The following is a 10,394-nucleotide window of genomic DNA, read 5'->3' on the forward strand; positions in this document are numbered from 1 at the left end:
AATTTATAGATTATACGATCTACAAATTCTGAAAAAATGAGAAAAAAATCATTTTTCGGGAGTAAAAGTCCTAGTTCGATCTTAAAAGTTCTTTGTTGGGTTTTTAGGGGTTTACTTTTTGCGAACGTATTCTTTTATCGGTATGTTTTTGATGATCACATCAGATAATACCGCTTTTCCGTCTTTTACAGAGACAAGAGCATACGTAGGATAGGAAGCAGTATCGCGTACCTGCTCCCGGTAAGCTACTTCGGCATCGTAAGCTTTGCTTTCTTCCATATAATAGGTGTTAAAGGGAAACGAAAAGTGAACATTTCCATCGAAAGCATAATTTACTTTAGCCACAACAAAATCATCGGTACTATTTTTATCCTTGGCTTTAACGGCTTTTTTAATAGCGGCAAATCCATCCGTATCTTTAGTGAGATAAATATAAACAGGATCGCCACTTTCCCAGGTCGAATCTTTAGATGGAAAGGATTCCAATGTATATTGTAGGGCGATATATTTTCCAACAAACGGATTGTTTGGATCTACCGGAGCGGTTTTAAATTTATAGGCCGTACCTTTTTCGATGGTTTGCTGGTTATCCCAGATCATGGAAGCCGGAACAGCAAGTTGTATCAGGGCAACGATTCCAAAAAGGAGTAAAAGCTGTTTTGTTTTCATGACCTGTTATTTTTTGTTTTCTGTAATAAAATATAATTCGCGTAGAAAAATCCGACACCGACAGCAATAAATAGTAAACCCCGGATGACAAAAGAAATATTGGTATCAAAAAAGCGACAGATGATCAGTACGGCAATTATCACCAAACCATAATTGAGTATGGTGAAATCGGATTGTTGCGAACCATTTTTGATCAGTAAAGCACCCATTAATAAAACCACAATGTTGGTTAAAATCATTCCGATAAGGTTATTGGTCATTCCCAATAGAAAGATCAGGTTAAAAACCAGGAATAACACTTGAAAACCATTGAACTGTCGGATATCTTTTTTCTTTTTTTGAAAATAACGGATCATCAGAATAAGAGCGGTAATCTGTAATGATAACAGTAGCACCAGATCGCTGGTATTGGAATGATTGGTTCGGTAAAATTCCAGCCAAAACCATTTTGAACTCAGAATCAGGGATAAAATACTGGTTCCTAGGACACCTAAAATAAGGTAGCCATTTTTGATAAAACGCTGTTCTTCAAAAAAAGAAAGCTTACCGATATTGAAAAATAATCCGAACAAGGAAATGTAAATCAGAAAGCCCAAACGCGAGGTTCCGCTAAAAAAGGCGCCCAGCATAATGGTAATGCTAAACGGAAGCAACCAATGAAAAACCGATGTGATATTTCCCTTGAGATGTTGTTTGCAAAGCCGGTAATAATGCGGTAAAAACAATACGATAAGCAATAGGTATAACCAAGGGTAATCGGATTTGCCATAGCCGGCTTCCACGCCATAATAAGTGGCGAAAATCAGATGCAATAACGCCAGACTATTCGAATTTAAAATATAAAGAACCGGGACAGACAGCAATATCCAGGTAAGCAGGAAACTTCCCAGATTTCCCGGAATATTATAAATCTGACTGATCAGGGCAATTGTGGCGCCAATGGCAAAAAATAAAAAGGTTCCGGTGACTTCTTTCCAGACGGTACTTTTTTGTTTTACGATGGTATAACCGGTAAAAAACTGACAAATCACAAGCGGAAGAAAGGCCAGCGTAACTTTAGCGGTTTTAGGGAAATCGTCCCAGTTATGTGCAAAAATCAGAATGATTCCCAAGCCGATCAGAATCGCACCCAATACACCAAAAATGGTTAACAGACTGTTCGATTTTGTATCCGGACTATTACGGTAGTAGTGCTCGATAGCCTTTGCCGTTTCCGGACTGATGATTTGGGCATCAACTAATTTGGGTAATTCTTTGACAATTTTCGAACTCATAACGGGATGATTTACCACTAAAATACGTTTTTTAATCTAAAAAAAGCGCAAAAGAAAAACAGTTTAGTTATTACTATTGGCCTGTTTTATGTCACGGGTATTTTTCTGAACCGTGATAGCGGCAAATAAACTTAATACGAATGCCATACCATAAAAGCCTTTTTCACTTAATTCCAGACTGGCATTCCATAAACCGATAACCAATAAAGTGATGGATGCAATAGTCGAAAACCAACTAATTCCATAATAGATTTCCGTAACCGGAATGCCTTCCATTTTATCCCGTACGCTTTTCTGAACCGAAATCACGGAAAATAAACCAAATAACAGTAAAGTAAAATAATACCCTTTTTCATTTAATTGCATCGTTGCATTGGACAAGCCGATACAAAAAGCGGTAACACCAATTAGGAGTACGCCCCATGAAGCGCCTACAAAAGCGTTACTGGGTTTTTGCATCCCGGTTTTCGGGTTGTTCCGATTTTTAGAAACGGGTTCGTCAGGGGTTGTTGTTTTAAAATCTTCCATAATTTATTTTGTTTTTTGTTGGGTCAAAATTCCTATAAAAAATAATGCTTTAAAAATCAATTTTTAATAAAAAATGACGATATAAAAATGATTTTAATATCTTTATTTAGATAAATAAACAATCGATATGAATTCTGTTTCCGGAATTATAAATATACTTTCAAGTACTGAAAAAGAAGAATTTATACTCTTTCTTAAAAAGCAAAATAAAAGACATGATACGCATAATATTCAGCTTTTTACGCTTTTAAAAACTGATGATATCATAGAAAAAAACATTGATTATAAAAACAAGCCGGCATTGTATGCGCTTCGCAAGCGTTTGTATGATAACCTTATCGCATTTATAGCAAACAAACGTTTTGAAAATGATACTTCGGATGAAAAGATGATTTTAAAATTGCTTATTGCAAGCAAAGCTTTTTTCGAACATAAACAGTACAAACCGGCATTTAAGACGTTGCGAAAAGCAGAAGAAAAAGCGGTAAAAGGAGAACATTTTAATCTGCTGAATGAAATCTATCATATTGGCATCGAATACGCACATCTGGACAATAAAATTGTTTTTTCGGAACTGGTTGAAAAATACCAGCGAAATCAGAAGAAGTTTTTGCAGGAGGAACAACTCAACCTGGGTTATGCATTATTACGGCAGGAATTGTCAAAAATCAAACGCGGCACAGTGGCTTTCGATTTTCAGAAAACAATCCAGTCAACCATCGAACAATTTAATATCTCGCTAAAAGAAATTCTAACGTTTAAATCGCTGTATCAAATCCTTTTTATTGCCAATGAATATGCTGCGCTTCTTAACGATTATTATCAAATCGAACGCTTTGTAAGCAAAAGTTACCTTTTTATTGAGTCCAAACAGGAGCAGGCAGACCGGCATTTGTTTTATCATATTCAGATACTGTATTTTATTGCCAACATGCTTTTTAGGAATAAAAAATTTGCCGAAGCAGCGACATATCTGGATAAGATGGAAATGACAATGCAAAAACAGGACAAGGTCTATTTTGAACGATTTTACTGCCGACTCCAATTATTGCGATGTCTTACGGATAATTATTCCGGAAATGCAGTAGCTGCAATTGCACGGGCAGAAAGTGTTTTGAAAACACATAAAGGAGTGGATATTTCTGAAATACTGGATTTGCAGTTAAGTCTGGCGGTGTTCAACTTTCAACAGCTTAATCTGAATCGGGTACAGCAAATCTTTAAAAACTTTAACCATACCGACACCTGGTATGAAAGCAAGCAGGGTATGGAATGGACGATCAAAAAGAACCTGATCGAAATTTTATTACATGTTGAATTAAAAAATCTGGATTATGTACAGTCCCGGTTAAATAGTTTTAAAAGGCGGTATAAGAAATACCTGTTGGAAATTAAAGAAGAACGCGTCCATGTATTTCTTTTGTTGGTAGAAAAATACCTGGACGCGCCCGAAAGCTTTGCGTCTTTGACATTTAAAAACCAGGTTAAAAATGCTTTTCAATGGAAATCATACCGTAAGGAAGATATCTTTGTAATGAGTTTTTACGCCTGGTTAAAAGCAAAGATTGAAAAAACGGATATTTATACGGTCACGCTACAATTGGTTCGCGAAAGTTGATTATTTCTCTCCGTCCCATTCGGCATAAAACTGCGCCAGAAAACCTTCCATATAATGATGGCGTTCCAGGGCAATTTTTTTACCGGTTTCGGTATTCATACGATCTTTTAATAACAATAATTTTTCGTAAAAATGATTGATCGTCGGCGCTTCCGTTTTTTTGTATTCCTCTTTCGACATATTGAGGTTTACCGGAATATTCGGATTGTGTAAGGTTCTGTTTTTAAAACCACCGTAATTAAACGCACGGGCAATTCCGATGGCACCAATAGCATCCAGTCGGTCGGCGTCCTGAACTATATCGAGTTCTTTCGAATGGAACTTGCGATCGAAATTTCCGCCTTTAAACGAGATGTTTTCAATAATGTTGATCACATGCTGTATCGTTTCTTCCGGTGTGTTTTCACTTTCCAGAAAAGCACGTGCCATTTTTGGGCCAACGGTTTCGTCGCCATTGTGAAACTTACTGTCGGCCACATCATGAAGGAGTGCACCGAGTTTTACCACGGTAAGATCGCAGTTTTCACCCTGAGCGATTAATAAGGCGTTTTTGTAAACCCGTTCGATATGGAACCAATCGTGTCCACCTTCGGCATTTTCAAGTTGTTTTTTTACAAAAAGGATAGTGTTGTCAATTAAACTCATCATCGGTATAATTTAAAAATCCTTCCGGTTGCGAAAGGATTTTTGATAGGTTATATTATTTTATAATAGCCGGTTGTACCCATTTAAAAATATGAGGTTCCTGAGACACGACCATCCTTTCGGCGATACGTGTCATTCGAGCCGGTAATTTCATTAAATAGTCACGGGCTTTTTCGGCTTCATCGTTCAACCCGGAAATTTTATCGATTTCCCATTTGTCGATTAATTTTTGCAAAATATCCACATAATCCATAGCAGTATATACACCGATACGTTGTGCAGATTCTGAAAACTGTTCGAAAGCACTACCGATTCGTTCACCCGATTCGCGGATCAGATGTGCCGGCATCGTGATTTTTTGCTTCATCATATAGTGGAAAGCCATCATCATTTCGCTTGGGTCCACTTTAAAAATACGGTTTACAAACTCACTGTAAGCATGGTGGTGACGCATTTCGTCTCCGGCAATCATTTTACAGATTTTAGAAAGTTTATGATCACCAAACTTTTTAGCAATTTGTGCCACACGGTTGTGCGATACATAAGTTGCTAATTCCTGAAAGCTTGTAAACACAAAGTTTTTATACGGATCACGGTCGGTTCCCGGATCAAAACCATCGGTAATTAAATGTTGTGTGGTGATTTCCACTTCACGCATATTAACACGTCCGGAAAGGTATAAATACTTGTTTAGTAAGTCGCCGTGTCGGTTTTCTTCACCTGTCCATTGACGGATCCATTTGGACCATCCGTTGTCCGGGTGTTGTGACACACCTTCCACATCCATCAACCAGGATTCGTAAGTGGGAAGTGCTTCTTCGGTAATGGTATCGCCAACCAGAACTACCCAAAAATCATAAGGTAATTCTTTTGCGATTTCGCGTAATTCGGTTACTTCATCAAGAAAGGATTCTTTTTCGGAATTGGGCAATAGATCTGTTGGCTGCCATATTTTTTCTATTGGCAACAGATATTGCTCGACAAAACTGTCGATGTTCTTTTCCAGAAATTGCATCACTTCCAGACGTACATTTTTTATTGACATAATCTTAGTGTTTTATTCCCTGAACCACTGCATTTTCGGTCTTTTCCATGATTTCCGCGAAGGAATAGTCTTTTACTGCAAAGGGTTCGTGAATAGTGAAATTTAAAGGGTTGCCCAATCCAACCGGGAAAAGTCCAAAACGGGCCATTTTCCAGGAGTTATTGATCGATATCGGAACGATATAGGCCGATGGGGCATATTTGCATAAAATTTTCAAACCGTTTTCGGAGAATTTTTTCGGAGCGCCGGTTTTGCTTCGGGTTCCTTCCGGGAAAATTACTGCCGAACGGTGATGTTGTTCAATATATTCTGCCAGACCTTTAATAGTTGGCAAGGCTTGCTTCGGATCTTTTCTATCTATAAGAACGGAGCCACCGTGTCTTAAATTGTATGAAACGCTTGGAATTCCGCGGCCTAATTCTTTTTTACTCACAAATTTAGGATGGGAACGGCGCAGGTACCAGATAATCCCGATAATATCGTACATGCTCTGGTGATTGGCTACAAAAATCACCGGAACATTTTTCGGAATGCGTTCGCGGTGTTCAAAGGTATAAGTGGTTCCAAGGAGATTGGTACACTTGGTTAACAGAAAATTCAGGTAATCCACACTTTTCTTATGCGCCTGATAGCCAAAAACATTCAGGCAGATCCATTGGATCGGATGAAAAATCACCAGACATAACCCGAAACACAGATAGTAAATAACGGATAACGGATAAGAAACTATTTTTTGCATCATTGGTGGCTATTTCGCGCAAAGATAAATAATCAATAAATAAAAAAACCACGCTTTAACGTGGTTTCTATTATTTTATATAACAAAATTAACAGTATTCGTTATAAGCGTCTTTTAGATTTTCGGCAATCATCTCTGCAGGGCGACCTTCGATATGGTGACGCTCCAACATATGAACCAATTCTCCGTTTTTAAACAAAGCCATACTTGGCGATGAAGGAGGGAATGGGAACATGTGCTGACGTGCTGCATCAACCGCATCTTTATCCACACCTGCAAAAACAGTGATCAACTGATCTGGTTTCTTACCGTTATCAAGGCTCATTCGAGCTCCCGGACGTGCATTTCGAGCCGCACAACCGCAAACCGAATTGACCACTACCAAGGTAGTTCCTTCTTTCGAAAGGGCGTTTTCTACATCTTGGGCACTATATAATTCCTGAAAACCAACGTCTGATAATTCAGCACGCATTGGTTTTACCATTTCTTCTGGATACATAACAATTCTTTTTATGATGTTTAGTGTACAAAGTTACAAAGTTTTACCGTATTTCAGAATCATCCGATTCATAAAGATTTGTTATTGTATTCCGGGCCATTTGGACTGAAAAAATAAAGGTCCACAAGGGACCTTTATCGTAACCTATGTAATTAAAAGCGGTACGTAAGCATACCGGAAATGTTTCTCGGATCGGTTTGATTGATAAACGATGTTCGATAGGCATTATAACCAATCTCGTTAAAGATATTGTTGATAAACAAACGAACACCCCAATGCTGGTCGAATTTATAAGCGGCCTGTACGTTTACATTCATATAAGCATCGATGTCGAACGGTTTTTGACCGGGAACAATCCCCTCATGGGTAACCGCTCCGGCCGACCAGTCGTTCATCGGTCTTTTTCCGGTATAGTAGGCTCCGGCACCCAGTGAAAGCCCTTTTAAATTTCCGGTAAACGTATAGTTAGCCCAGGCATTAAAAGTATGCTTTGGTGTATTTAATGGCGATGAATTATAAACATAAGCCGTATGTTCTTTGTATTGGGCATCAATATAGGAGTAACCGGTGATCACTTCAAGATTTTCCAGAATTCTTCCGGATAATTCCACTTCGATACCTTTACGCTCGTCATTACCTCCTTTTTGATAATAGCCGGTGGCTACCCAGTTTTCATCGTAAACCGGAAGGTTCATGTCTTTGTTGTTGATCTTAAATAAGGTCAGATTAAAACGAAGTCGGTCGTTAATCCAGGTCGTTTTAAAACCGGCTTCAAACTGATCCCATCTTTCGTTACCCAGTTCTTCGCCATCCTTACTTAATAAAGTGGCACTTCTTGGGTTGGAACTATTGGTATAAGAGCCAAAAAGGTTAATGTTTCGCGTAGGGGAAATGATAAGACCTGCCAATGGATTCCAGGCATCATTGCGTTGTGTTCCCACGGCACTTGATTTGGTGATTTCGACACTGCTATAGCGCAATCCGACAAATGTTTTTAACCATTTGTTCCACGTCATCATATCCTGAACCAATAAGCCCATTGCTCTTGTTTTGGAATCTTCGGAGCTGCCAAAAGGCAATACACTGTTTGGAGTCGGGTAATTATTCGGAATCGATCCGAAAACATTAATGGTATCAATCACAACCGATTTGGAATTGGTTGTCGAAACGCTACTGCTGGAATAATCCATACCGGCCTGGAACGTATGTTTTAGAAAACCGGTTTGTACGTCCTGCCCGACTAAATCCAGTTGCAATACATCGTTTACGTCTTTTCGTGTACTGTTGCTGATGGAACGTTTGCGCTCATTAAAGCTTGATGCCAGTTGTGACAGGCTTGCCCCGGTATCGTCAAGTGCCAGATCCGATTTAAAGTAAGCCGCACGTAATGAAAAAGTATCATTTAATTTTCGGTCAACGCGAATCGTATAGGTGGCATTTTTAGTCGAAACACGATCGGATTTGAATCCCAGGAATTTATCGTGCGGTAAATCATAAATAGCATTTACATCGTTTCCGGCCAGATTAACGGTTCCTAAATCGGGAGTCCGACTATCATCCAGATAATCCATTTCTACGGTAATCGTGGTTTTATCGTTAGCTTTCCATTGTAATGACGGGTTAAAATACAGTCGTTCGTTGGAAATCATACTTCTATAGCTATCGCCTCTTTCGTAAGCACCGTTCACACGGAATGCGATTTTTTCGTTATCATCGATAGGACCGTATACATCAAAGGTAGGGCGGAACAAACCCCAGCTTCCCCCGCGAAGAGAAACCTCTCCGCCTGAGTGGAATTTTGGTGTCTTCGTAACGATATTGATCACACCACCCGGACTTCCCAAATCGGTTGCAACACCTTGTGTAATGGCTGCGGTTCCTTTTAATACCTGGATATTATCGATACCACTGGCATCGGTTAAAATGCCAACACCACGGAAATCGGAGTTCACCCGAACACCGTTTTTCAGAATCGGAATTCCACGGAAACCACGGGATGACATACTTTCTCTTTTATTACCATACGTCGCAAAAGTGTATACACCCGGTACGTTTTTGGTTGCATCGGAAATCGTTAGGTTTCCTTGTTGTTCGATTAGTTTGGAGGAGATGATCGAAATACTCTGGATTTGTTCGCTGGGTTTTAACGGTAATCGCGTTAAAGCCTGAAGTTTTTCCGGTTGTTTGTTTCGCTTTCCAAAGACTTCCACTTCGTCCAGCATTTGTTCGTTCACTTTTAACTTGAAGTTTACCGTAGTACTTGGTTTATCGATGGTAACGATGATGACTTCCGTTTTATAAGACAGACTGGTAATTTTAAGGGTGTATTTACCGTAGGTCAGATTGGTGAATTCATAATTACCGGAAGTATCGGTAATGGTTGATTGGTTGCTTTCTGCGATAATAACGTTGGCGTGTGCTACCAGATTGTTATTCTCGTCGGTTACAGTTCCTTTTAATGTGCCGTTTTGTGCTAATGTGGTCAGGCTGAAAAAAAAACTAAGGAGTAGAATAGATAAAAATTTCATGTTGTATTATTTAGACTTAATAAAAGTTGTGCAAAATTAAGTCTTTTGTAAAACATAAAAAAAGATAGCGGTGTATATTTTTAATGATTTAATTTGTTGTTTTTCAGTGTTTTGAGTGTTGTTTTGAAATTTGTTTTTCTGATCTTAGATTGTTGAAAAATGTTTTTTTTAACAGGTGTTTTCAGAATAATATAGTGATTGATTGGTCATTTGGAGATATTAGGAAAAGAAAGGAGTAGTTGTTGTAAAATGTTTTGTTTTTAACATTTAAAAAAATAAAACAAAAATATTGTACATTTTGTGAAAAAATGAGAGGAATTAAAAACAAGCTATTGCTTTCGAAGCGTCTCATTTAGAACCGTTTTTAATTCGTTGCTGTTTAAAAAGAGGCTTACCTGAAAGAGTATTTCATAGTTGCGATTTAAAATACAGGAAACCGGAAAAGAAAGTTGCTGATCATCGATGCGTCCGAGTTCATAAGCCAGGTCATGATATCCGGAAGCCCGAAAAGGGAAGACTTTATCGTGGAATACAACAGTAGTCTTACTTTCAGCATCAAAATCAATAAAATAGAATTGATCGTTTAAAAGCGAAATGATTTCCGGATTTTTGAATGTCGTTTTTTGCATCATCTGGCAATACTTACACCAGGAAGTATGGATAAAAGCAAAATACGGTTTCGGATTTATCTTAGCCTGTTTTTCGGCTTCTTCAAAAGTATAGGTTTTCAATTGGGCAAATCCGGAAGGAATCACCCAAAAGAAAACAAATAAAAACAAAACTGCCTTTTTCATTATTTTAAAGTATAGCGCAATCCAAGGAAACCGCGAATGCCTTGGTTTGGTCCGT

At 38.4% G+C, this 10,394-nt stretch carries 10 protein-coding genes; 1 reads left to right on the forward strand and 9 read right to left on the reverse strand.

Translation table 11 applies throughout. The features are described 5' to 3' along the window. Positions 1-111: 111 nt before the first annotated feature. The 3 genes from Q1R07_RS10090 to yiaA all read right to left on the reverse strand — a co-directional run bounded on the left by Q1R07_RS10090 (position 112) and on the right by yiaA (position 2,402). Positions 112-669 (reverse strand): GDYXXLXY domain-containing protein, encoded by a 558-nt coding sequence (locus Q1R07_RS10090; RefSeq protein WP_300489429.1) that lies wholly within the window; start codon positions 667-669, stop codon positions 112-114. Further along, entirely contained in the window at positions 666-1,943 is a 1,278-nt protein-coding gene (locus Q1R07_RS10095) for a DUF2157 domain-containing protein (RefSeq protein ID WP_300489431.1), read from the reverse strand. Before Q1R07_RS10095 ends, Q1R07_RS10090 begins: the two co-directional genes overlap by 4 nt. Positions 1,944-2,006: 63 nt before the next feature. Beyond that, positions 2,007-2,402, reverse strand: a complete 396-nt coding sequence (gene yiaA / locus Q1R07_RS10100; protein ID WP_300489454.1) for an inner membrane protein YiaA — start codon at positions 2,400-2,402, stop codon at positions 2,007-2,009. A gap of 196 nt (positions 2,403-2,598) precedes the next feature. Between yiaA and Q1R07_RS10105 the strand changes: the two genes are divergently transcribed. Further along, on the forward strand, positions 2,599-4,089 hold the full coding sequence (locus tag Q1R07_RS10105) for a hypothetical protein (RefSeq protein ID WP_300489433.1): 1,491 nt from the start codon (positions 2,599-2,601) through the stop codon (positions 4,087-4,089). Here the strand turns inward: Q1R07_RS10105 and Q1R07_RS10110 are convergent, their stop codons facing one another. From Q1R07_RS10110 to Q1R07_RS10135, 6 genes are all read right to left on the reverse strand, one after another. After that, positions 4,090-4,737, reverse strand: coding sequence for an HD domain-containing protein (locus tag Q1R07_RS10110; RefSeq protein WP_300489435.1), 648 nt, complete (start codon positions 4,735-4,737; stop codon positions 4,090-4,092). A 52-nt stretch (positions 4,738-4,789) separates the two neighbouring features. Continuing rightward, the gene (locus Q1R07_RS10115; RefSeq protein WP_300489438.1) at positions 4,790-5,779 is read right to left on the reverse strand and encodes an acyl-ACP desaturase; all 990 of its coding nucleotides are present in this window, start codon (positions 5,777-5,779) and stop codon (positions 4,790-4,792) included. Positions 5,780-5,783: 4 nt separating this feature from the next. Beyond that, positions 5,784-6,518: a lysophospholipid acyltransferase family protein gene (locus Q1R07_RS10120; protein WP_300489457.1), complete on the reverse strand. Its 735-nt coding sequence runs from the start codon at positions 6,516-6,518 to the stop codon at positions 5,784-5,786. An 88-nt stretch (positions 6,519-6,606) separates the two neighbouring features. Next, positions 6,607-7,017 carry a BrxA/BrxB family bacilliredoxin gene (locus Q1R07_RS10125; RefSeq protein WP_300489441.1) on the reverse strand — a complete coding sequence of 137 codons (411 nt, stop codon included), beginning with the start codon at positions 7,015-7,017 and terminating at the stop codon, positions 6,607-6,609. A gap of 152 nt (positions 7,018-7,169) precedes the next feature. Further along, on the reverse strand, positions 7,170-9,545 hold the full coding sequence (locus Q1R07_RS10130; protein WP_300489444.1) for a TonB-dependent receptor: 2,376 nt from the start codon (positions 9,543-9,545) through the stop codon (positions 7,170-7,172). Between the two features lie 329 nt (positions 9,546-9,874). Beyond that, a partial coding sequence (locus Q1R07_RS10135) for a DUF255 domain-containing protein (protein WP_300489447.1) occupies positions 9,875-10,394 on the reverse strand: 520 nt, incomplete at its 5' end.

Source organism: Flavobacterium sp. (assembly GCF_030146175.1).
Taxonomy (GTDB): domain Bacteria; phylum Bacteroidota; class Bacteroidia; order Flavobacteriales; family Flavobacteriaceae; genus Flavobacterium.

Excerpts from the sequence above, each read along its gene's own strand:
- yiaA (WP_300489454.1), bottom strand. The coding sequence starts at position 2,402 with ATGCAAAAACCCAGTAACGCTTTTGTAGGCGCTTCATGGGGCGTACTC.
- Q1R07_RS10120 (WP_300489457.1), bottom strand. The coding sequence starts at position 6,518 with ATGCAAAAAATAGTTTCTTATCCGTTATCCGTTATTTACTATCTGTGT.
- Q1R07_RS10095 (WP_300489431.1), bottom strand. The coding sequence starts at position 1,943 with ATGAGTTCGAAAATTGTCAAAGAATTACCCAAATTAGTTGATGCCCAA.
- Q1R07_RS10130 (WP_300489444.1), bottom strand. The coding sequence starts at position 9,545 with ATGAAATTTTTATCTATTCTACTCCTTAGTTTTTTTTTCAGCCTGACC.
- Q1R07_RS10105 (WP_300489433.1), top strand. The coding sequence starts at position 2,599 with ATGAATTCTGTTTCCGGAATTATAAATATACTTTCAAGTACTGAAAAA.
- Q1R07_RS10125 (WP_300489441.1), bottom strand. The coding sequence starts at position 7,017 with ATGTATCCAGAAGAAATGGTAAAACCAATGCGTGCTGAATTATCAGAC.
- Q1R07_RS10110 (WP_300489435.1), bottom strand. The coding sequence starts at position 4,737 with ATGATGAGTTTAATTGACAACACTATCCTTTTTGTAAAAAAACAACTT.
- Q1R07_RS10090 (WP_300489429.1), bottom strand. The coding sequence starts at position 669 with ATGAAAACAAAACAGCTTTTACTCCTTTTTGGAATCGTTGCCCTGATA.
- Q1R07_RS10115 (WP_300489438.1), bottom strand. The coding sequence starts at position 5,779 with ATGTCAATAAAAAATGTACGTCTGGAAGTGATGCAATTTCTGGAAAAG.